This is a genomic window from Shewanella pealeana ATCC 700345 (genome assembly GCF_000018285.1).
GTDB classification, from domain to species: Bacteria; Pseudomonadota; Gammaproteobacteria; order Enterobacterales; family Shewanellaceae; genus Shewanella; species Shewanella pealeana.
This window is the reverse complement of record NC_009901.1, coordinates 3,603,356-3,624,319: the sequence shown is the minus strand read 5'-3', so window position 1 is coordinate 3,624,319 and position 20,964 is coordinate 3,603,356. Positions and strand designations below refer to the sequence as shown.

At 44.5% G+C, this 20,964-nt stretch carries 19 protein-coding genes; 10 read left to right on the top strand and 9 right to left on the bottom strand.

The genetic code is table 11. The features are described 5' to 3' along the window. Positions 1 to 110: 110 nt before the first annotated feature. Together SPEA_RS15615 and SPEA_RS15610 are read right to left on the bottom strand one after the other, a co-directional pair. Positions 111 to 1,460, bottom strand: a complete 1,350-nt coding sequence (locus SPEA_RS15615) for an RsmB/NOP family class I SAM-dependent RNA methyltransferase (protein WP_012156181.1) — start codon at positions 1,458 to 1,460, stop codon at positions 111 to 113. 116 nt (positions 1,461 to 1,576) lie between these two features. Next, positions 1,577 to 2,254, bottom strand: a complete 678-nt coding sequence (locus SPEA_RS15610; protein ID WP_012156180.1) for a DUF2461 domain-containing protein — start codon at positions 2,252 to 2,254, stop codon at positions 1,577 to 1,579. 171 nt (positions 2,255 to 2,425) lie between these two features. Between SPEA_RS15610 and SPEA_RS15605 the strand changes: the two genes are divergently transcribed. Next, complete coding sequence (locus tag SPEA_RS15605; RefSeq protein WP_012156179.1) at positions 2,426 to 2,881, top strand: YaiI/YqxD family protein; 456 nt, start codon at positions 2,426 to 2,428, stop codon at positions 2,879 to 2,881. A gap of 122 nt (positions 2,882 to 3,003) precedes the next feature. Here the strand turns inward: SPEA_RS15605 and SPEA_RS15600 are convergent, their stop codons facing one another. Then, positions 3,004 to 5,115 carry a dystroglycan-type cadherin domain-containing protein gene (locus tag SPEA_RS15600; protein ID WP_012156178.1) on the bottom strand — a complete coding sequence of 704 codons (2,112 nt, stop codon included), beginning with the start codon at positions 5,113 to 5,115 and terminating at the stop codon, positions 3,004 to 3,006. A 293-nt stretch (positions 5,116 to 5,408) separates the two neighbouring features. On the opposite strand from SPEA_RS15600, the gene SPEA_RS15595 reads away from it, so the two are divergent. Together SPEA_RS15595 and SPEA_RS15590 are read left to right on the top strand one after the other, a co-directional pair. Continuing rightward, entirely contained in the window at positions 5,409 to 6,260 is an 852-nt protein-coding gene (locus SPEA_RS15595) for an AbaSI family restriction endonuclease (protein WP_012156177.1), read from the top strand. A 116-nt stretch (positions 6,261 to 6,376) separates the two neighbouring features. After that, entirely contained in the window at positions 6,377 to 6,583 is a 207-nt protein-coding gene (locus SPEA_RS15590; protein ID WP_012156176.1) for an AbrB/MazE/SpoVT family DNA-binding domain-containing protein, read from the top strand. 80 nt (positions 6,584 to 6,663) lie between these two features. Here the strand turns inward: SPEA_RS15590 and SPEA_RS15585 are convergent, their stop codons facing one another. Continuing rightward, positions 6,664 to 7,002 carry a putative quinol monooxygenase gene (locus tag SPEA_RS15585; protein ID WP_012156175.1) on the bottom strand — a complete coding sequence of 113 codons (339 nt, stop codon included), beginning with the start codon at positions 7,000 to 7,002 and terminating at the stop codon, positions 6,664 to 6,666. Positions 7,003 to 7,485: 483 nt separating this feature from the next. Here SPEA_RS15585 and gad point away from each other — a divergent pair, with 483 nt between their 5' ends. The 4 genes from gad to SPEA_RS15565 all read left to right on the top strand — a co-directional run bounded on the left by gad (position 7,486) and on the right by SPEA_RS15565 (position 13,233). Next, on the top strand, positions 7,486 to 8,880 hold the full coding sequence (gene gad / locus SPEA_RS15580; RefSeq protein ID WP_012156174.1) for a glutamate decarboxylase: 1,395 nt from the start codon (positions 7,486 to 7,488) through the stop codon (positions 8,878 to 8,880). Between the two features lie 60 nt (positions 8,881 to 8,940). Then, the gene (locus SPEA_RS15575; RefSeq protein ID WP_012156173.1) at positions 8,941 to 10,680 is read left to right on the top strand and encodes an aspartate:alanine exchanger family transporter; all 1,740 of its coding nucleotides are present in this window, start codon (positions 8,941 to 8,943) and stop codon (positions 10,678 to 10,680) included. A 553-nt stretch (positions 10,681 to 11,233) separates the two neighbouring features. Then, the gene (locus SPEA_RS15570) at positions 11,234 to 12,325 is read left to right on the top strand and encodes a PfkB family carbohydrate kinase (protein WP_012156172.1); all 1,092 of its coding nucleotides are present in this window, start codon (positions 11,234 to 11,236) and stop codon (positions 12,323 to 12,325) included. After that, a complete protein-coding gene (locus SPEA_RS15565) occupies positions 12,319 to 13,233 on the top strand; it encodes a pseudouridine-5'-phosphate glycosidase (RefSeq protein ID WP_012156171.1) in 915 nt (304 codons plus the stop codon). Before SPEA_RS15570 ends, SPEA_RS15565 begins: the two co-directional genes overlap by 7 nt. Before the next feature lie 106 nt (positions 13,234 to 13,339). Here the strand turns inward: SPEA_RS15565 and SPEA_RS15560 are convergent, their stop codons facing one another. Next, entirely contained in the window at positions 13,340 to 14,608 is a 1,269-nt protein-coding gene (locus SPEA_RS15560; RefSeq protein ID WP_012156170.1) for a dicarboxylate/amino acid:cation symporter, read from the bottom strand. A gap of 494 nt (positions 14,609 to 15,102) precedes the next feature. Between SPEA_RS15560 and gltS the strand changes: the two genes are divergently transcribed. From gltS to SPEA_RS15550, 3 genes are all read left to right on the top strand, one after another. Further along, positions 15,103 to 16,332, top strand: a complete 1,230-nt coding sequence (gene gltS / locus SPEA_RS15555) for a sodium/glutamate symporter (protein ID WP_012156169.1) — start codon at positions 15,103 to 15,105, stop codon at positions 16,330 to 16,332. 164 nt (positions 16,333 to 16,496) lie between these two features. Then, on the top strand, positions 16,497 to 16,646 hold the full coding sequence (locus tag SPEA_RS22820) for a sigma factor-like helix-turn-helix DNA-binding protein (protein WP_083766687.1): 150 nt from the start codon (positions 16,497 to 16,499) through the stop codon (positions 16,644 to 16,646). Positions 16,647 to 16,700: 54 nt separating this feature from the next. Then, entirely contained in the window at positions 16,701 to 17,075 is a 375-nt protein-coding gene (locus SPEA_RS15550) for a DUF6768 family protein (RefSeq protein ID WP_012156168.1), read from the top strand. A 123-nt stretch (positions 17,076 to 17,198) separates the two neighbouring features. Here the strand turns inward: SPEA_RS15550 and SPEA_RS15545 are convergent, their stop codons facing one another. The 4 genes from SPEA_RS15545 to pepT all read right to left on the bottom strand — a co-directional run bounded on the left by SPEA_RS15545 (position 17,199) and on the right by pepT (position 20,952). Next, a complete protein-coding gene (locus SPEA_RS15545; protein WP_150102242.1) occupies positions 17,199 to 17,729 on the bottom strand; it encodes an NUDIX hydrolase in 531 nt (176 codons plus the stop codon). A 64-nt stretch (positions 17,730 to 17,793) separates the two neighbouring features. Further along, positions 17,794 to 18,513 (bottom strand): tRNA (adenine(22)-N(1))-methyltransferase, encoded by a 720-nt coding sequence (locus SPEA_RS15540; RefSeq protein ID WP_041411568.1) that lies wholly within the window; start codon positions 18,511 to 18,513, stop codon positions 17,794 to 17,796. Between the two features lie 111 nt (positions 18,514 to 18,624). Next, entirely contained in the window at positions 18,625 to 19,347 is a 723-nt protein-coding gene (locus tag SPEA_RS15535; protein ID WP_012156165.1) for a Rossmann-fold NAD(P)-binding domain-containing protein, read from the bottom strand. 381 nt (positions 19,348 to 19,728) lie between these two features. Beyond that, positions 19,729 to 20,952, bottom strand: coding sequence for a peptidase T (gene pepT, locus SPEA_RS15530; protein ID WP_012156164.1), 1,224 nt, complete (start codon positions 20,950 to 20,952; stop codon positions 19,729 to 19,731). Positions 20,953 to 20,964: the final 12 nt, after the last annotated feature.

Here is a 20,964-nt window from a genome sequence, read left to right as displayed (position 1 = left end):
TAGACATTAGACAAGGCCTAGATTAAACCAAGTGATTATCGGCAAAATTGCTAACAAAAACGCCATACAATGTATGGCGTTTTTTTACTTTAAGCGTTTGAGAACCGGTATTAGCGCTTTTTCATCTTAGCGACAAACATGCCGTCGGTATCGGCCTCATGGGGCCAGATGGTGAGCAGCTGTGTTTGCTCGCCGGTAAACGGGTGCGTCAGAGTTTGTAACTCAAACTCGCTATTTTCAGCTAAAAAGGCATTCACTACCTGCTCATTTTCGATAGGTGACAATGAGCAAGTGGCATAGACCAGCTGACCTTGAGACTTAACTGCCTTGGCGCTACGAGTGAGGATATCTAACTGTAGTGCGTGCTTATCGGTAACAACGCTTGCCTCATCTAGCCAGCGCATATCTGGGTTACGTCGCCAGGTGCCTGTACAGCTACAAGGGGCATCGACTAATACTCCATCGAAAGAGCTGGCCTTTACGGGTAAGTCATCACTTTTCCAAGGCGCAGTCGTGATGCCATTAAAGCCTGCTCGTTTAGCGCGCTTTAGCAATTCTTCTAACGGTTTGCGACGAATATCTGATGAGACGATCTCACCAGACGCGGATGAGTCTTGTCTTAGCATTAAAGAGCGCAGCTGCAGTGTTTTACCACCAGCGCCTGAGCAGGTATCCCACCACTGCTCATCCGCTTTAGGGGCACAGATTTGACCGATGACTTGAGAACCAAGATCTTGGATCTCAAGCTCACCGCGCTGATAGGCATCAATAGCATTGAGGTTAATGCTCTTATGTCCAAGACTCACTGCATCATCAAAAAACTCACTGGCAATAGCAACGATATCTTTGCTTGCAAGTGACGCGATAAGCTGCTCTTGAGTCAATGTTTGCGCGCGGCCCCAGATTGGCGGACGTGAACACATGGCTTCGATAACAGCTTGCTTATCTGCGTCATTGACTTGAGAGACAGTCCAAAACCACTCTGGTAATAACTCAGCATCATTAAAGCTTAAGTGGGAAAACTGCTGGTTTAAGTACTCACATCTGTCGCTAACACTGGTCAATATTTGACTGGCTTGGCTGAGACTAAACTCAGCTGACTGGTTGGCAAACTCGCGCCACGCCTCACTAAATTGAGGCCATTTATGAGCTTCTAATTCAGCAACGAGGCTTAAACAAGCAAACCAGGTTGCATCTTGTTGTTCACTGGTGTGAACCTTTTTAAGCCAGCCCCACCAACGAAATAGAGCAAACAGGCTTTCTCTTATGACGCGTCGATCTTTAGAGCCATGTTTCTTATTGATTCTAAAGTATTCACCAACAATGCGATCTGCAGGTAGCTTCTCATTCATCACGCTGATAAACAGCTGATGTATGGTGTTGCTATAGCTTAACGCTCGTTTTTGTGCGGGAGTACCTGCTTGAAAAGCATCTTGAGGAGATGATGACGGTTCTATCATTAGAATGTGCCTGAGCTAGCCTAAATTGGCTGGAAATTAAAACTGGCGCAATTGTAGCAGAGATTACACTTGCGTGTAGAGGCGCTTGATAGAAACGCCTGCTAGATAGGAGGGCCTTAGTAATCGAGATCTAACGCAAAGCACAAGTAGCGCATCAGTTGCTGGCATGCGGCGAACTCTCGGGCGCAAACATCGACAAACTCAGGTGCACACACTTGCTCGATACTTAGCGGCTTTATGGCGATAAAGTCTTTGCGCTTAAGCTCCTCTAACATTGGATGGTTTTTGTCATAGCCTTTTGGTGGGCGAATAAGCGTGCTGCCTTGCATCTCAAAACCTTGGGCTGTTAATTCACGCAGCGCTTTTTTATAGCCATTGGGGTTTTCATCTATGCAGCTTCTAATGGCGTTTAGGGTCTTAGATTCTGGATGCCAAATTCCTGCGCCAATAAAGCAGCCATCGTTGGCAATGTGTAGGTACAAGCCTGGGGCGTGTACATCTTTGCCCTGAAAATGCCTAAACTGAATGCCGACATTGGTTTTATAGGGCGTCTTATCTTTACTAAAGCGACTATCACGTTGAGGGCGCATCATGCTGCCGCCGACTTTTTTAGGCACAGCGGTTAATCGCGGCGATAGCCCAAGAATATGCGGCTGCATGGCTTCGATAAACTTTAATGCCGGGGTGCGGACTTTATCTTCATATTGTTGTTGATTGGCTTTAAACCACTCTCTGTCGTTATTAACCGAAAGTAGGTTTAAGAAATTAAAACACTCAGGAGTAAATTCGCTCATAGGAATAACGACCTAGCTGTAATTTATAGAAGAGGCATATAGCGAAATCATATCTTAGGCAGGTGTATTTTATCTAGTTTTTATTGGCGGCTTTGGCTAAGGGTAATGCAAAATTGCTGTTATAATTCTCAGCTGATTTTATTTGGCTGTGGGTCAATGTGAGGAGCAGTAATGAAAGTTTGGGTTGACGCCGATGCATGTCCGGGTGTGATTAAAGAGATTTTATTTAGAGTCGCAGATAGAGCCAAAGTTGAAGTGACGCTGGTGGCTAATCATTGGATGCGTATCCCTCCATCACCTTATATTAACTTGAAAACGGTCTCTTCGGGCTTTGATGTGGCCGATGACGAAATCGTTAAACTGCTCAGCGCGGGTGATTTAGTGATTACGGCAGATATTCCACTCGCATCAGAGGTAATCGATAAAGGCGGCTTTGCCTTAAACCCGCGTGGTGAGCTATATACTGAACAGAACATCAAGTCGATTTTAAATATGCGCGACTTTATGGACACCATGCGCGCCAGCGGCGTACAAACTGGTGGGCCAGCAGCAATTGGTGCTAGTGAAAAGCAAGCATTTGGCAATCAATTGGACCGATTTATAACTAAGAATCATAAGCCAAGTTAAGGTGCAGTCGCTCAGACTTGATTAATAGTTAATAGTAGATTTGGCCAACTCTAAAATTGGCAGAATAGAAAAGGAGAGCAGAAGCTCTCCTTTTTGTATGAACTTAAACCTGTTTTAACGAGTTATTCGTTATCGGCTTCACCTGTCCATTCGATGTTAGCCTTGATTGGCTCAACAATGCCAGCATCGTCGTCATACTTTAGTTGGCCAATAATGCTGAAGATAGTGCCCGTTGGAACTGTTTCGTTAATGGTGAATTGAGCAACACAGAAGTTAAACTCTTCGCTATCATTGTCCATTAGCTGAGCTGAAACACCGTATTTAGGTAGACCTATTGCTGTTAGTGTTGGGTTATAGAATTCGCTAACTTCTTCACAGGTTAGGTCTTTGCCTGGAAGATCAAAGTACATATCAACGTCATCACCCATATCGTTGGTCTGTAAGCTGATCTGTACTAGGTTGTACTGGATGTTTTGCTCATCTTCTTGTTCAAGAGCAGGCATTTCAATGGCGAAGCTACGATCGTTTGCATTGTCATCAGATTCGATATCGAGACGTTTCTCTGCGTCATCATCGTTTTTGAAGAAGGTATAACGCTCACCATGAATAGCAACAGTTTGTGCGCCAGCGCCAGCGCCAATGCCATTTAATGCAGGCTTAGCTGTGATAGTTGAGGCTTCTGCCACACCACCTTCCATCACAAAGCTAGCTTCAAGCTTGTCACCGTTGACTGTATAGGTACCGACTTTTTCAGTTGTTTCTGCAGCACATTCGGTTAAGTTACTTAGATTACGCTTGTTCATCAACACGTTACCGTCTACGAACTTATAAGTTTCACACCAAACACGTTGGAAATCTGAGCTGTTATCAACACCATCATCACTGCCGTGCTCTAGCACATACCAATTCTTGCCTTCCAGTGGATGTACTTCAGGATCTGGCGTGATGTCGTTATTAGCAACAGTAACTTTTAGCTCTGCTTTAACAGCAGCATTAATGCCATCATCAGCCGTTACTGTGATGGTGAACTCACCAGCAAGTTCTGGCGTGCCCGTTAGATGCAGGTCGTCTTGTTGCTCAATCTTAAGCGTTACGCCTTGCATGTCAGTGGTTGCAACTAGCTTAAGTGCATCTTCATCGACATCGTTAAACAGATCGTCAAGTTCGATTGTTGCATCGACAGTGTCACCTTGAGTTAGGTTTAACTCTTTTAGCTCAGCTTCAATTTCAGATTTTTCTTCATTATCGATAGTTGGTGCAGAGTTCGGGCTAGTAACATCGATTTCGATTTCTAGTGGGTATGAGCGAGCACCTTTGCTGTCTGTCGCATAGACATGTAGCTCAATCTCACCTGCTGTTAATGGTTTACCGCTAAGTAGACCTGTGTCGCTGTTGAATGCTAGGCCTAGTTCAGCCAATGTTTCGCCATCTTCGCTCTTAACTTCAAGAGTTAACAGATCATTATCTTTATCGTCAAAGGCTGACAATAGCTCGATAGTTGCAATAGTTTGACCAAGTTCAAGCTTAATTTCTTCAAGCTTATCTTGCTCTGCGTCAGTTAAAGTGATGTTTGGTCTGTGGTTTGGTTTGAAGCCTTCTTCTTTATCAATTACTGGTGCGTAATCGTCAAGGTCTTCATTACTTTCAACTTTGTCAGCAACATCAGTCACTAAGTCGTCTAAAATCACTTCAGAAACATCAGTGTCTTCTACTTGCGCATCGACTAAGGTCTCGCCGATAACCTTGATACCTTCTGCGACTTTATTGCCAGCATTGGCGTCAGCAATGTAGTCACCAAATAACTGCTCTGGCTTAGCGTTTAGTGCCGCGAATTGCTTGGTAACTTCAGCTTTTGCATCTTCAGCCGTTAGACTTGGTGTTGCCTGCATTTTCTCTACAACAAGGTTGGTCATCGGGTTGATAACCGTAGAGTCAGCTGGAGCCGATAATTCGAATGCTTTGGTGACAATGCCGCGGTCGCTATCAATTGTTTGTCCTACAACAGCTTTAACACACAGTTTTTGGTCTTTGAATTTTTCATCGATTTTAGCTATGCCGCGCTCATCGGTGACGCCAGCCTTTGTGTCGCACTTGTCGCCCGCGTAGATATCGGCGTTAACTAGATAGCCGTCGATAGCTTTAACTTCAAACGTGCTAATGGCATTGTCATCATCACTGCTACAACCTGCTAAAATGATGCCGATAGAGGCGGCAAGTAAGCTTAACTTTTTCATTGTAAATCCTAGTTAGGAATGAGCGCTTAGGCTCATAGGAAACACCATTCGGTAAGTAAATGGCGTAAGGATTCTAGCTGAGGATAGTAGAGTGAGTATTGAAGATTTTCATAAATACCGGATTGAGATCGCAATAAAAAATCAATAAAAATAAGTGCTTAATTAGATTTATCGTGTGTAGCTCATAGAGTGGTCGAATAGAGTGAATATTATTTTGTGGGGATTTAACTTAAATTGAAAAATCTATAAAATTATCGCCCCAATTTTTATGTATTGACTCTTGTTCGAACGGTATGAAAACCCTACACATGACTCGACAGCTACAACGTTGTAAGAATAAGCGTTTTGAGTTGTATGCTATCACCCGAATTATTCATAAGGTCGATGATCTTGATATTAAGTTTATCACCCAGCAATACGTTGCTAGACCAGATGGTTTTGCACTGACCGATCTGTATCTTCCCCAGCTTAAGTTGCACATAGAGATCGATGAAGGCTTTCATAAGCAGCAGGTCGATGCGGACAAGGTTCGAGAGCTCGATATTATTACCGCGACCGATCATCAGGTTAAACGTATCGATGCCTCAGTAGCAATTGAGCAGATTAACTTACAGGTTGACCAAATCGTGGCCGAGATCCTGCAAAGCGTTGAAGTGCAGAAAGCTGCGGGAAATTTTCAAGCTTGGGATCCTGAGACTGAGCACAGCGTAAGCTACCTACAGAGCCGCGGGGTTATTCGTGCCAGTGAAAACGTGGCGCTGCGCACTTCTGCTGAGGTCTGTAATCTGCTCGGGCATAACTATAAAGGCTGGCAGCGATCTTCAGCCAGCGTACCTCACTATCCCAATATAAGGCTGTGGTTCCCAAAACTGTACCCCAACGAGCAGTGGTTTAATCATATCAGCTATGATGGCTGTGAAATTCATGAATACTGCATTGAATCAGAAACTAAGAAACGTCAGTTTATCGATAAAAATTTGTCTGAAAATATTCAGCAGATGGTTTTTGCTCGTGTAAAAGATGAGCTGGGGCAGACCATGTATCGCTTTAAAGGCTTATTTATATTAGATAGAGATAAAACCTGTCATGAGTCCGGGGTCTATTGGAAGCGTGTTGCAACCGAGTTTGAACTGGGATTAACATAGCAGTGAATAAGCACTGAAAAAGGAGAGTTCAACTATAATAATGATAGTGAATTCTCTTATTTCGGAGGACGCACAAAAGTACACTGTTAGGTTAATAGATAGAGTAGGTGATGATTATGGCTGAACTTAAAATACAGGTAGTCGGTGAAGGCTTAGGATTAACCCTGCCAAGAGAGGTCATCGATCAGTTACATATACAGGCGGGTGATAGTATTAGCCTAGAAAAACTGCCTCATGGCAGTTATCGCTTAGCTAACTTAGATGACAAGCTATCAGAGCAGATGGTGCTAATTGAAGGCTATATGCATGAAGAGGATGCTTAGTCGCCACTGTGTTAAGCGCAACTGTGTTAATCGCTAAGTGAGTCAGGGTAGTCGGGTTTGTATTGCTAGCCTTTGCTCACTTAACCAATAAGTGTCATCTCATTGAGGGTAAACTCCTTAACCATTCCCTCTGTTACCGCGACATAGTCTTTTATGTGTTGTGTATTCAGATGAGCTTTTAAATCTTCCCTTGAAGCCCAGTTCTCATAAAAAGTGAAATGCGCTGGATTTTCGTTATCTTGGTGCAGATCATACTGCAAACAGCCTTTCTCTTCTCGAGTCGTTGCAATCACCTTTATCAGTTCTGCTTTTACTATTTCTACTTTATCGGCATGGGCTGTGATATTTGCCACTATTGTCAAAGGAGTAGTCAAAGGAGTCGTTAATTGCGTGGTTGATGGGGGCGTCGATTGAGTCATATTGTTTCTCTATCAAAATTCTATTGAGTGTGGCACTAAGAGTAATCGATTTAGTCGCTAGCAATAACGGTATCTTGATTGATTCATTGTCAAAATAATATTCAGAATTAACTATTACGCCATAACCTAATCTGTAACTGCATTGTAAATCAGCCTTTAAAATTGGCGAATAATAACAACTGCTCCCATACTCATTTGTACATTTTAAGCACTAACCAACAAACTAGCACTGAGTTATTGGTTTGGGTTTAATGTTGTTTTGATATTTTTTTGATGGTTTAAAGTGTCGCGAATGGTTGCTTTGTTGTTGTTTTCGACTGTCGTTCATAGTCAATCTTATGTTTTAGATTAACTTTTGATTAATTCGTAGTTTTACACTCGGTTGGGTGTTGCGGCGATGGGCGCTATCTTCTATGTTGGTTACGTCAGCTGACCATCGCCAGCTAGTAGGAAATTTTATTGAATTCATTGGAGTAAAATATAATGCCTCTTCACTCAAAAGATACTGTGCGAGATGACCTCTTAGATGATATCTACTCATCGTCTGACTTAGCTTTATCCATGCCTAAATATAAGATGCCTGAGCAGGAAAATAATCCACGTCATGCATATCAAATCGTACACGACGAGCTGATGATGGACGGAAACTCCCGTCAAAATCTAGCGACATTTTGCCAAACTTGGGTTGAGGATGAAGTTCATCAATTGATGGACGAATGTATCGATAAGAATATGATCGATAAAGATGAGTACCCTCAAACTGCAGAGCTTGAAGCCCGTTGCGTGCATATGCTTGCCGACCTTTGGAACTCTCCCGACGCTGAAAATACCTTAGGCTGCTCAACCACTGGCTCGAGTGAGGCTGCGATGCTCGGTGGTATGGCATTGAAATGGGCTTGGCGTAAGAAGATGAAAGCGTTAGGTAAACCAACGGATAAACCCAATATGGTTTGTGGACCGGTGCAAGTTTGCTGGCATAAATTCGCGCGCTATTGGGATATAGAGTTACGTGAGATCCCGATGGAAGGCGATCGTTTAATCATGAATGCTGAAGAAGTGATTAAGCGCTGCGATGAAAATACCATAGGTGTTGTACCGACTTTAGGGGTGACGTTCACCTGTCAGTACGAGCCTGTAAAGGCGGTACATGATGCGCTCGATAAGTTGCAAAAAGAGACTGGACTGGATATTCCAATGCATGTTGATGCCGCCAGTGGAGGCTTCTTAGCGCCATTTTGCCAACCAGAACTAGAATGGGACTTTAAATTACCAAGGGTAAAATCAATTAATGCGTCTGGGCATAAATTTGGCTTGAGCCCTCTTGGTGTGGGTTGGGTTATTTGGCGCGATGCGTCGGCCTTAGATGAAGACCTTATTTTTAATGTGAACTACCTTGGCGGTAACATGCCGACCTTTGCGCTGAACTTCTCTCGACCTGGTGGACAGATAGTTGCGCAATACTACAACTTTTTGCGCTTAGGTAAAGAAGGCTACAGAAAAATCCATCAGGCTTGTTACGACACCGCGCAATACCTGTCGAGTGAGATTGAGAAACTGGGGATGTTCGAGATCATTTATGATGGTCATGACGGGATCCCTGCGATGAGTTGGTCGTTAAAAGAGGGCGTTGACCCAGGGTTTAACTTGTTTGATCTCTCTGATCGTATCCGTTCTCGAGGCTGGCAGATTGCGGCCTATGCCATGCCGCCGAAGAGAGAGGATTTAGTCATTATGCGTATTCTGGTACGGCATGGGTTTAGCCGAGATCAAGCGGACTTATTAGTAGCTGACTTGAAGCACTGTGTTGAATTTTTTGCCGAACACCCAATTTCACATGGTAGTGATGCCAAAGAGTCGTCTGGCTTTAATCATGGTTAATTAGTCGAGAGGCCGTCCATAAAGACGGCCTTTTTCTATATAACTTAGTGAGAAATGATTATGAATATTTCTGAGTTATTCAGTTTTGTGTTTAGTTATATCGCTCATAACCCCTTCGTATTTTTGTTTTTAGCCATCGCTATCGGTTACCCACTGGGAAAAATTTCTATCAAGGGAATAGCGCTAGGCTCTACAGCCGGAACCTTAGTCGTTGGTGTTGCTATCGCCCTGACGGCTTTTTCTGTTTATGGCTTGAAAATCGAAGAACCCGGATTAGTGTCTGACATTTTCTTGATGATGTTTATGTATGCGATAGGCATGAAGGTAGGGCCACAGTTTTTCTCCGGCCTTGCCAGAGGCGGGCTCGACTTTGTTGTGATAGGCCTGATCGTGGTCTTTAGTAACTTTCTTATTGTATTTTTCGGAGCAAAATTACTCGGTTTAGCACCGGGTTATGCTGCAGGGATCATCTCGGGCAGTTACACGGTAACTGCCGTGATGGGGGTTGCTCAATCTGCTATCTCATCTGGTGCGTTTAAGGCGCCAGCAGGCATGACCTTAGATCAAGTCAGCGCTAATATTGCCGCGGGTTATGCTATTAGCTATGTCTTATCCAGTGTTTTCATTATTTTACTTATTAAGTATTTACCAGCGATGTTTGGTATCGATCCCGTTAAGGCGGGTAAAGATGCTGAGGCAGAATTTGGCGTAGGTGATGATGTTGAGGCGCTGCCAAGTACTAATGGATTCTCAAACCTTGGTGTATTGCCGTTAGACATTCGCGCCTATCGGGTAGAGCACCAAGAGTTAGTTGGTCAAAGCGTTGAGTCACTGTTTAAGAAGTTTCCCCATGCCGCGATTTTAAAAGTGGTTCGAGGCGAGCAAGTATTTGATGCTGCTGATAATCCAAAACTCGCCTTAGGTGATGTTATCGGTATTCGAGGCGACTATCATGTTTTGATAGACGATGGTGCTTTTGTTGGTGTAGAGGTCGATGAGCCTAGAGCTAGAAACGTCGACATTGAAGTGGCTGATATTCATCTAGGTAAGTCAGGATATACTGGTAAGACGATTGCTCAAATTAGCGATGAGGTGGGCTTTGGCGTTTACATTAAAGCGCTGTTTAGACAAGGGCACCAGCTACCCGTTACCCAGCAAGCAGTTGTCGAAGTTGGCGATGTATTGCGAGTTGCCGGATCGGATTGGTGCGTTCAGCAAGTCGCTAAAAAGTTAAATAGTACACCGATAGTAGAAAGTACCTTAACGGAAACTTTTTACCTAGCCATATCCTTGCTGATTGGTTATGTATGCGGACATTTTAGCGTGACCTTAGGTGGGATCCCTTTTGCATTAGGCACCTCTGCGGGCTGTATGTTAACCGGGATTATATTTTCCTTCTTAAGGACTCGTAACCCGGCCTTTGGTGGTCCTATGAGTGAAGGCGCAAGAAGCTTCTTACAAGATATCGGCTTAAGCTTATTTGTCGCGGTACTTGCTGCAACGGTTGGCCCTAAGATTCTGGCTTCATTTCAAGGTATTGTGGTGATTAAAATCGCGGCTCTTGGTTTAACTGCTGCACTTGTTCCTCCTTTGTTAGCTTGGCTATATGGCTTGTATTTCCGCAAGATGAACCCTGCGATATTGGCTGGCGCCTGCGCCGGTGGACGTAATAGCACGCCTGCAATGAAAGGGGCTCAAGATGTATGTCAAAGTGATATGCCAGCGGTTGGCTACCCTGTACCTTATGCACTCACCTCTATGATAGTGCTGGTATTAGGCTATTTAACTATGGTGCTTTAGCACTTAGAACAAGACCTTAGAACAAGTACTTAGCGTTAGGTTAAGCGCTTGTTTAGAGTGAGAAGAGTGAGAGGATAGATAATAGGTTTACGATACTCACAGTTACTGCCAAGACAGCTCTTTGTGAGACAGTCCTTCTGGAGTGTGAGTATCGGCCTTTTATTGTACTCATCGATATTAATTTTGTTTTCCGCCGTCATATCTAGTTGTATCCATTACTAGCATTTTTTTATTAAACCAAAGCGTCTCATCTCCAGCTATCACTCATAAAATAGCAGAGCCGTTGCTCTCCCTTAGAGCTTGTTCTGACTGTGTTCGCGCCGTTTAAATTACGAGAACACTCTATTGGTCTGCTGAATACATGTTGTTAATTCACACCTAATTTAGTGCTGTTTAATCTAATATCCTTTTAGCATCTCGATCACAATTTCCTCCAATCAAACATTGTCGCTCTTGATTAATCAATTAATTAAGCATATTCTCCGCACAAGTTTAAACAAAAGTTTGGTATCCAAACAAATGTTTGTTTGGCCGTGTCGACTGGATAATAATAATGACAGAACGCGAACTCGAGATACTAGCACTACTTAAACAAGACCCACTGATCCCGCAGCAGAATATTGCCGATCAACTGGGGATCAGTCGCTCTGCAGTGGCTGGTCACATCATGAATCTAACCCATAAAGGCGTGATTAAAGGTAAAGGTTATATTCTTGCCGAATCTCGTTATGCCATCGTGATCGGTGGTGCCAACATGGATATTCTTGGCCGTCCCCTACATACCCTACAAGTTGGCGACTCTAACCCTGGCAGTGTGAGCTGTTCACCGGGTGGCGTGGGCCGCAATATCGCAGAAAACCTTGCCAGACTTGGCTCGGATACTCATCTGATTAGTGCACTTGGTAAAGATACTTATGGCCAGATGATCATGACTCAGTGCCAACAGGCTGGTATTGATATGAAGGGCTGCATTCAACTCGATGAGTTTGCGACCTCAACCTATCTATCAGTACTTGATGGGGACAGCGATATGCATGTTGCCATCAATGATATGGCGATTTTGGAAAAACTCAGCGTTGCTGTGTTAAAGACCCATGAAGAAGTGTTACGCCGAGCCGAGCTGATTATTGTCGATGCCAACTTATCGGCGGAGTCTTTGGAGTACCTGTTAAGTAATTTCTCAGATAGACCGATTTTTGTTGATACGGTTTCATGTGCCAAAGCCGAGAAAATTAAGCCTTTCTTAAGTTCAGTCCATACCCTAAAACCTAACCTTAAAGAAGCTGAGCAGTTGTCTGGGATCAGCATCGATAGCCATGATCAACTGCCTGAATTGGCAAACTGGTTCCACAGCCAAGGCGTGAAGCGCATTTTCTTAAGCTTAGGTAGCGATGGCGTGTTTTATAGCGATGAGGGCGTACAAGCCTTAGTTCCCGCTATGACAGTGTCTATGGTCAATGCCAACGGTGCGGGTGATGCATTTCTTGCAGGTCTTGCCCACGGCTGGATCCAGCAGTGGAGCACTGAAGAGTCAACTCAATTTGCTATAGGAGCTGCAGTCGTCGCGCTGTCTCACTTAGCCACAATAAACCCTAATATGTCTGAAATTACCGTTAAGCGCGTTATCAAGGAGTCGTTATGTTAGAGCAGTACCTAGATATTAATCCAGAAGTTGCAGCAGCATTAGCAGCAGGTAAGCCTGTGGTTGCATTGGAATCGACCATCATTTCTCACGGTATGCCTTATCCGCAAAACGTAGAAACGGCGCTTAAAGTTGAGCAGATCATTCGTGACAACGGTGCTGTACCGGCAACTATCGCGATTCTAAAAGGTCGTCTTAAAGTGGGTATGACCCATGAAGAAATCGAATATTTAGGTAAAGCAGGTCTTGATGTGATTAAGACCAGCCGCCGTGATATTCCGTTTATCGTTGCTAAAGGTGTTGACGGTGCGACGACAGTTGCATCGACTATGATTTTGGCGCAGATGGCGGGCATTAAAGTGTTCGCAACGGGCGGCATTGGCGGCGTTCACCGCGGCGCGCAGCAGACTTTCGATATCTCTGCTGACTTGCAAGAGTTAGCCAATACTGATGTAACAGTTGTTTGTGCGGGTGCTAAGTCAATCTTAGATATCGGTTTAACACTTGAATACCTAGAAACTCAAGGTGTACCAGTTATCGGTTATCAAACTAGCACACTACCTGCTTTCTATACTCGTGAGAGCGAGTTTGGTGTTGACTACCAACTTGATACGCCAGCACAAATTGCTGCGGCAATGAAAGCTAAGTGGGATATGGATCTTAAAGGCGGCATCGTTGTTGCTAACCCAATCCCAGAGGCACATCAGTTAGACAGAGCTATGATCGATCAGGTGATTGCTGACGCGGTTGCTGAAATGGACAGCAAAGGCATTTTTGGTAAGGCGTCTACACCATTCTTACTGGCTAAAGTTGCTGAAACCACTAAAGGCGTAAGCTTAGCGGCAAACATCGAGCTTGTGTTTAATAACGCAAAATTGGCTGCAAACATTGCGGTTGAATACGCTAAGTAAGCGAAAGTGATAGCGAATAAAAAGGCACCTTAGGGTGCCTTTTTTCGTATCAGTGTTTATTAACGTGATAGGTGACTATTGACGAGCTAGCTGATTATGTACGCGGCTAAGTTTGCGTTTGTGTATTTAGATCCAGTGACGCTGCTGCAGATAAGTCATGCTGCTCACTGTGATCAACAATACTGACGACAGCAGAGTCACCAACCACATTGGTGCTAGTACAGAACATATCGATGATACGATCCAGTGCAGCAACTAATGCGATAGCTTCGACAGGCAAGCCCATCTGATGAATAAGCACACCTATCATCACAATACCGCCACCAGGAACGCCACCGGCACCAATAGACAGTAGGAATACACTAAAGGCGAGTGCTGGAATTTGATCTGTGGTGATAGGGTAGCCAAAGGCATTACCGACAAAGAAAGCGGCGACAGTAATATATATCGCGACACCACTCATATTCATGGTCGCGCCCATAGGTACACCAAAGCCTGCAACGCTAGGTTTTACGCCAAGCTTGTCGGTTAAGGTGCGCATGGTGACGGGAATAGTCGCATTTGAACTCGCGGTCGACAAGGCAAACAGAAACTGCTCGCGGGTCTTACGGCGAAACTCACCCGCGGAGATATTGGTTGTCATACCAACTACTACCGGATACACCACAAGCGCCCATACAGCGAGTAAGCTTAAGATCACCGCCATGTAGCTCAATACGCTGACAAATGCCGATGGCTCGAAGGTGGCACCCAGTTTTACCATTAACGCAAACACACCAATAGGGGCGACTTGCATAACAACGGTAATCGCCTTAAGCATGACTTTATTGCCGTACTTGAAGAAGGTGACTATGGGTTTTACATCTTCGCCTAGGGCCTTAATGATGCCGCCAGTGAGCAATGCCATAAAGATAATCTGTAACATATTGCCGTCAGCAAACGCCTGGAAAGGGTTGCTTGGAATAATATTAACAATCATATCGATAAAGCTAGGCAAGCTGGTGGAGGTAAGGGCTGCGCCATCTTCTCCGGTTAGCTGCATGCCTTGCCCAGGAGCTATCAGTAGTGCTAGACCTATCGCTGCGGCAATCGCAATAACGGTATTGACTAGGTACAAGCCAAACGTCTTACTGCCGAGTCGGCCGAATGACTTTAGATCTTTCAGCTCGATAATACCGCTAACGATACTGAAAAAGACTAGCGGTACAACCAGCATCATGATGAGCTGGACAAACATGCTGCCAGCGCCTGATGCGATATCGACAAGTGTGGTATTGGCAAAGCTATTTTCGCTAAAGCCATATTGGAAAAGTGTGCCCAGTAATAAGCCGGCAAATAAGCCAACGAATATACGGGATGATAATGATTTGAACATAAGTCTGCTGCCTTCAATGATGTTGGTTACTTCCTTCCTTAGATAAACGCTCCCTGATTGGTATAAAAAGTATTCAACTAAAGAGACGTGGTTCACAAGTCCGACCAAGCTTTTTGATGTGATTTGTATTATTTATACTCAGCAATAAAACTAGTCTTTATCAAGCTGTTAACCTTTTTGTGTTGTTTAACGTATATCTTCCGATGTTTGTTTGCAAGTTTGCCGTTTTGTTGCTAGGGCGTTAGCCTTGTGTCGTGGCGGGTCTGTGGCTGATAGGCTGTGGCCACGGTGGTGAGTATGACTTGATTGACGTTAGGTTAACTGATTGTAAAATAACGGGGTGATTAATTTGCTTAATGCCTCTATGATGATGTTACTGCTGATTACTTTCTCGACCCCCAGCGGGCTTCAGCTTGTGCGGGCTTGGTCGTTAGCGAGGAGGGGCATTTCAGCTGTTTCTTATTTTATAGATATAAAGGGATTGAACGATTGTCATGGAACCACAGTTAATTGAAATAAAAGACTTTGTCTCTTTTACCTTAGCGATAATAGCGCTATTTATCGGTAAATATATTATCTCTCGATACGAGTTACTCAGAAAGTACAGTATCCCAGAGCCTGTTGTTGGCGGCTTTGCTTGCGCCGCGATTGTAGGCATTCTTTATTATGCCTTCGATATTCAAATCGAGTTTAACCTCGAGATCCGCGATGTGCTATTGCTCTATTTCTTTGCAGGTATTGGCTTGAAAGCCGACTTTGCCACCCTATTAAAGGGCGGAAAGCCGCTACTTATCTTAATTGCCCTAGCGAGTGTGTTCATCTTCTTGCAAAACTTTACCGGCGTCACCATTGCCACCTTGTTTGGTTTAGATCCCAAGGCTGGCTTGATGTCTGGCTCCATTTCACTCATCGGTGGGGTTGGCACTGCCATGGCGTGGACCCCTACTTTTGTTGAAGAATTGGGTATCGTCAACGCCAGTGAGTTGGGTATAGCATCTAACACCCTAGGACTTATTTCTGCCTGTGTGATTGGTGGCCCTATTGCGGCTTACTTGATGAAACGTCATAAGGTGCAAGCTAATCATGACTCAGAGCTGGATATTGGTACTAGCCATCAGGCGGGCTCATCACATATTAAGGTCGACTACTTTGGCGTATTACGAGCTTGGTTATGGTTAAACGTCACCCTGATTATTGGCTACTTTATCGATCTGGCCCTACAAGAGGCAGGGGTTAAACTGCCTATGTTCGTCGCCTGCCTATTAGCCGGTATTATTATCGGTAATGTAGGAAGAGCCATCATCAATCGCAGAGAGGTCAAAGATAGAGCCTACTTAGATGATGCCTCACAGGGCTTGTCTCTTATTCAAGATATCTGTTTGGGTATGTTCCTGACCATGGCTTTGATGAGTCTTAAGGTGTGGGAATTAGAGGGCAGCTTACTCTATATATCGGTGGTCATGTCGGTGCAGGTATTCTTGTCGGTGGTATTTACCATTTTTGTGGTATTTAGAATGATGGGCAAAGACTATGAGGCGGCAGTGATTTGCTCAGGTTTTGGTGGCGTGACCTTAGGTTCGACGGCAACGGCGATTGTGAATATGACAGCTGTGACGCAGCAGTACGGTGCGGCTCACAGGGCCTTTATTATCGTGCCGCTAGTCTGTGGCTTCTTTATCGATATTATCAATGCGATGATCATTAATTTATTCGTCTATTTTTAAGATTTAATCTTTCAGACTTAGCGGTAATCGTGGTTAGTAGAAGGGAGCAAATGCTCCCTTTTTACTTAGATGGAAAAGAAATAAATAAAAGGTAGTGAGCCAATTTACAGTGATGACAAGTTTGAAGATCGTGATCTAGCGAAAGCGATTGCAAGCTCCCCAGTATTGAGGGGCAAGTTATACATCTGTTTTATCTTGAAGGGTTAAGCTTAAAGGATATCGCCACGGTGCTTGAGCTCCCACATGGAACCGTTAAGTCACGTTTGTTCAGAGCCAGAGAGCGGCTAAAGCAAGTGTTAGAGTTCGGCACTTAGCCAAGGCTGTTTGAAAAAAGGCGTAAGAACAAGAGTCAGAGTAGGAGATAAGTTATGGATATCGATGAAAAGATCCGCCAGCAGTTATTAAAAGAATCAGAGCAGATAAACAGTCAGCTTAAACGTGATCCTAGCCTGTTTGCCATGTTGGGCGATGCTTTTAAGGGGCGCCTTGGTGGCTGGATGATCTTAATGAGCATTATCGCCTTTCTGTTGAGTCTGCTTATGTTGTGGTCCGGCTATCAATTCTTTTTTGTGGTCGAGAGCCCAGTGGCGCTAATCAAGTGGGGCGTGACGCTTCTGCTGGCAAGTATGATGCAGATCGCGATTAAGATGTGGATCTATAATGAAATGAATCGTAATGCGACTGCACGGGAGATAAAACGATTGGAGCTGGCTATCGCTAAACTTAAATCCGTAGATGATTAGTTTATGGAGCGTGGACCGAGCTATTACGACAGGGATACTACAACTGAGTTATTGCAGTTGTATTCGGATCGGTTCACGCTTTTGGGGCCTAGCAATTACAGTTTAGCTATGAGGTTTTGTCGGTTATAAAAGCTCAGCCACGATACGCTTTAGCAGAAAAGTTTCTCGCTCAATCGACATGCCTTTCTTAGGGCTGTTGGCCATAGTGTGTTCGTTGTGGGCGATGGCTTGATGAATATTGATCCAAACTGGGGTCATGCCGTTTTGGATCTCATGGGCTTCTAACTTGGTTTCGCCAAGCTCTGGATGAATATCGCAGACAAAGCAGAACGACTCCATGTGAACCACATCAAAATCGTCTTTATACCAAGGACGAAACTCTTCGTAGCGGCCAAACTCACTGATGATCTCGATATGCTGCGCGCCAGTCTCTTCTTCTAATTCACGAATGAGGCCACTGCAAATATCTTCGCCTTCATCGACGCCACCACCTGGAATACTGTAATCATGATAGCGCTCGGTATAGAGCATTAAGATCTCTTCACCCTTTAAAATAATGCCGCGAGCAGCTTGGCGGTGAAAACTCTTTGCCTTAAGCTCATCTGCGGTTAGGTGAGCGATATCGGCATGAATAGTGGATTTTAACAGGCGCATTGAGTGACTCATAAATTGGTATATTGAAAGTTGAAGCCTACAGCTTAGTATCGGTAAGCATTACCTAAATGCTAGTGTACGGGCTTAACGCCTGATAATCAGCGATAACAGTATCGATAAAGGCTCGTTCAGATTGTAGCTCAACTGATACTTGCGGCTTCGAAAAGCCCTGAGCTATCCGTTGATAATGCTTTAGTGTATTGCGTAAATAGCGCTGATCAAGCTCACGGTTTAAGTCCCACATGCTGGAACCCACAGGGCTCAGTGGTATTTGGCTAGACGTTGATAGATGTAAGATCTCGTAGAAACGCTTGTTCTCTTGCATCAAATGCTCATCGACCAATCCCAAACCTAACTGCTGCATCGCAGTACGAACCTTATAGATGTGATGCACGGGGCAAAGAATAAACTCAAGTGTATGCTCAGGGTGACGGGCAATAATCTGCTGAACCAGTTCTATGGTGAGTTCACCGCCCACTCCTGCGATGATAATGAGTTGGCGCTGCTCTTTGTCGGCTAGAGCGAGCTTAGCCACATCTAAACAGTGTACTTGCCATTGACTGCTGGGCGAGTCTATTGCGGATTTTGGATAAAAGTATTGTAGTTTTTGTTCGACCTCAAGCATCAGGCTTGGGACCACATCGACAAAATGTATATTGCTAGCAGCCTTTCGTTTTAACAGCGCGGCGCCTAATAAGCCATGATCACAGCAACAATCCCAAATATGGTCGTAATGAGCGTTAATTAGGGTGTTTATGTGCTGCAGGCGCTGGCTAATCTTCAAGGGAGTTCTCGGTAACATCTATTAAGGGCGGCTATTTTAAATGATCTCATAGGTGGTGAGTCAATAGCCGCCAGCTCTAGTCCCAGAGTATTGGATGCGCAGGAGTGTGAGTTAGAGCATCTCGCGATTAGAAACTAGGGTGACAAGCTGAGTTGACGTCACTTGTGTAGACCTGTCTTGTGTAGGCAAGGCTTGTACTGACTTAGCTTGTACAGACAGGGCATGAGCTAGCATGGCGCTGGCGACTTTCTCGGCCTCGATAGGTCGATACTGCTTGAGTGGGCCGATAAACATAGGCGAGATAAGTCTAAATAGCTGTTTACCAATATCTTCAAGCAATCGAGCTTCGCTACGCTTACCCAATAGTAAGCTTGGTTGAAACAGCCACAAGCGTTTAGCCGATGTTGGCGTTTGGCTTTGGTTTAGCAGTTCAGCAAGCGCCTCTTGAGTTTCACCCTTGACGCGATTATAGAAGGTCTTTGATTGACTGTTGGCCCCGAGCGCCGTAACCACATAGTTATTCGTGGCCTGGCACTTGGCAATAAAATCGATACAGGCAACTTTATCTACAGCGATAAATGCGACTTGGCTACCGGCTTTTTTAATCGTAGTGCCTAGGCAACAAAAGGCGTGATCGATGCTAAAGGGTAACTCTAGAGTGGGGAGCTCACTTAGCTGGCACGAGATGAAACAGACGTTTGCGCTATGCTCATTACGGTAGTGCGGCTGACTTCTACCCAGCAGAAGAATATTTTCATATTGACCCGAGTCGATTAACTTCTGTAGCAGAAGTTGTCCGATAAGTCCTGTGGCACCTATGATCGCAGCGTTCATTTCAGTCTTAGCTAAGAGGGTTAATAGTGTCAGTTTAGAGAGTGTGTACTGGGAAGCAAATACTATTTACTTATGGGGCAGGGCAAACAAAAAAAGCCTACATGGCGGTAATGCCGGTAAGTTAATCTAAAACAGAAATCTAAGAACCAAGCACAAACAGGTTCTTTGCCTTACAAGCTATAAACCACGAAGCGCTCACTTCGTTTGCTACACGGAGGACTCGAAGAAAACAACAAACTTAAAGTGGATTGTCTTCGTGCTCTTCGTGTCCTCTGTGGTTCATTCTTATCTTTCAAAGTCATAAGACTTTTCTGAGTAACCAACTTAAGTGAATAGCATTACCTGCATGGTAGACCTTATTAGGTGAATAACTAGCGCGAGTTATTTATGCTCAGCCGTGAGTTTGGCTATTTCAATGATGGTTTCGGTAGCCTTCACCATAGACTCGACACATACATATTCGTGTTTGCCGTGGAAGTTATGTCCGCCAGTAAACAGGTTAGGGCAAGGCAATCCCATATAGGACAGGCGTGAGCCATCGGTACCACCACGAATAGGCTTAATGATCGGTTCAATGCCCAAGTTCTGCATCGCTTGTTTGGCAATGTCGATAATATGCGGATGCGGTAACACTTGCTGTTTCATGTTCAAGTAGGAGTCTTGAACATCTATGGTTAGCTGACCTATGCTGAGATCGGCATTATATTTTTCCACTAACTCAGTTAGCCATTGCTTTCTCTTCTCGAAAAGCTCCAAGTCGAAGTCGCGAATAATATAAGTCAGTGTGGCCTTTTCGGTCACGCCTTCCATGCCAAGCAGGTGGAAGAAACCGTCATAATCGCGGCTGTGCTCAGGTGTATCTTTTAACGGCATTTTAGCGTGAAAGCGTGCAGCGATGGTTTGGGCGTTGACCATCACGCCATAGGCGGTACCTGGGTGGCAGTTATTACCTGTTGCAGTGATCATCGCCGTTGCTGCGTTAAAGTTTTCATATTCCAGTTCACCAACTTGCCCCCCGTCAATGGTATAGGCCCATTGAGCGCCAAAACTCTCAACGTCAAAATGGTCGGCGCCGCGGCCAATTTCTTCATCTGGGGTGAAGCAGAGCCTAATTTTTCCGTGAGGGATCTCAGGATGAGTCAGTAGATGATGCAGTGCACTGATGATCTCGGCAATACCGGCTTTGTCGTCACCACCTAATAGGCTAGTCCCGTCAGTCGTAATAAGCGTTTGGCCAATATATTGGTTCAGGCTGCTAAATTGCTTAGGTGACAACACCTCTGCAAGGCCTAATTGAATATCTTCGCCGTTATAGTTTTCAATCACTTGAGGTGAAACATTTTTGCCACTGTAATCGGGAGCCGTGTCTAAATGAGCGATAAAACCTATGCTTGGTACGCCTTCAACATTAGCTGGCACCGTAGCGGTTAAATAACCTTTATCAGAAAGTTGTACATCTTCAAAGGCAAGGCTGACAAGCTCTTGACGTAAATGCTGGGCAAATACAAATTGGCTATGAGTGCTAGGTACATTCTGGTTTTGGCCGTCAGATTGGGTATCAAAACTGACGTAACTTAAGAATCGCTCAAGTAACTGCTGCTTCATAATCTTGGTTTC

What these genes read in the sequence shown, in the direction of transcription:
- SPEA_RS15615 (WP_012156181.1), bottom strand. Translation starts at nt 1,460, where the DNA reads ATGATAGAACCGTCATCATCTCCTCAAGATGCTTTTCAAGCAGGTACT.
- SPEA_RS15610 (WP_012156180.1), bottom strand. Translation starts at nt 2,254, where the DNA reads ATGAGCGAATTTACTCCTGAGTGTTTTAATTTCTTAAACCTACTTTCG.
- SPEA_RS15605 (WP_012156179.1), top strand. Translation starts at nt 2,426, where the DNA reads ATGAAAGTTTGGGTTGACGCCGATGCATGTCCGGGTGTGATTAAAGAG.
- SPEA_RS15600 (WP_012156178.1), bottom strand. Translation starts at nt 5,115, where the DNA reads ATGAAAAAGTTAAGCTTACTTGCCGCCTCTATCGGCATCATTTTAGCA.
- SPEA_RS15595 (WP_012156177.1), top strand. Translation starts at nt 5,409, where the DNA reads ATGAAAACCCTACACATGACTCGACAGCTACAACGTTGTAAGAATAAG.
- SPEA_RS15590 (WP_012156176.1), top strand. Translation starts at nt 6,377, where the DNA reads ATGGCTGAACTTAAAATACAGGTAGTCGGTGAAGGCTTAGGATTAACC.
- SPEA_RS15585 (WP_012156175.1), bottom strand. Translation starts at nt 7,002, where the DNA reads ATGACTCAATCGACGCCCCCATCAACCACGCAATTAACGACTCCTTTG.
- gad (WP_012156174.1), top strand. Translation starts at nt 7,486, where the DNA reads ATGCCTCTTCACTCAAAAGATACTGTGCGAGATGACCTCTTAGATGAT.
- SPEA_RS15575 (WP_012156173.1), top strand. Translation starts at nt 8,941, where the DNA reads ATGAATATTTCTGAGTTATTCAGTTTTGTGTTTAGTTATATCGCTCAT.
- SPEA_RS15570 (WP_012156172.1), top strand. Translation starts at nt 11,234, where the DNA reads ATGACAGAACGCGAACTCGAGATACTAGCACTACTTAAACAAGACCCA.
- SPEA_RS15565 (WP_012156171.1), top strand. Translation starts at nt 12,319, where the DNA reads ATGTTAGAGCAGTACCTAGATATTAATCCAGAAGTTGCAGCAGCATTA.
- SPEA_RS15560 (WP_012156170.1), bottom strand. Translation starts at nt 14,608, where the DNA reads ATGTTCAAATCATTATCATCCCGTATATTCGTTGGCTTATTTGCCGGC.
- gltS (WP_012156169.1), top strand. Translation starts at nt 15,103, where the DNA reads ATGGAACCACAGTTAATTGAAATAAAAGACTTTGTCTCTTTTACCTTA.
- SPEA_RS15550 (WP_012156168.1), top strand. Translation starts at nt 16,701, where the DNA reads ATGGATATCGATGAAAAGATCCGCCAGCAGTTATTAAAAGAATCAGAG.
- SPEA_RS15545 (WP_150102242.1), bottom strand. Translation starts at nt 17,729, where the DNA reads ATGCGCCTGTTAAAATCCACTATTCATGCCGATATCGCTCACCTAACC.
- SPEA_RS15535 (WP_012156165.1), bottom strand. Translation starts at nt 19,347, where the DNA reads ATGAACGCTGCGATCATAGGTGCCACAGGACTTATCGGACAACTTCTG.
- pepT (WP_012156164.1), bottom strand. Translation starts at nt 20,952, where the DNA reads ATGAAGCAGCAGTTACTTGAGCGATTCTTAAGTTACGTCAGTTTTGAT.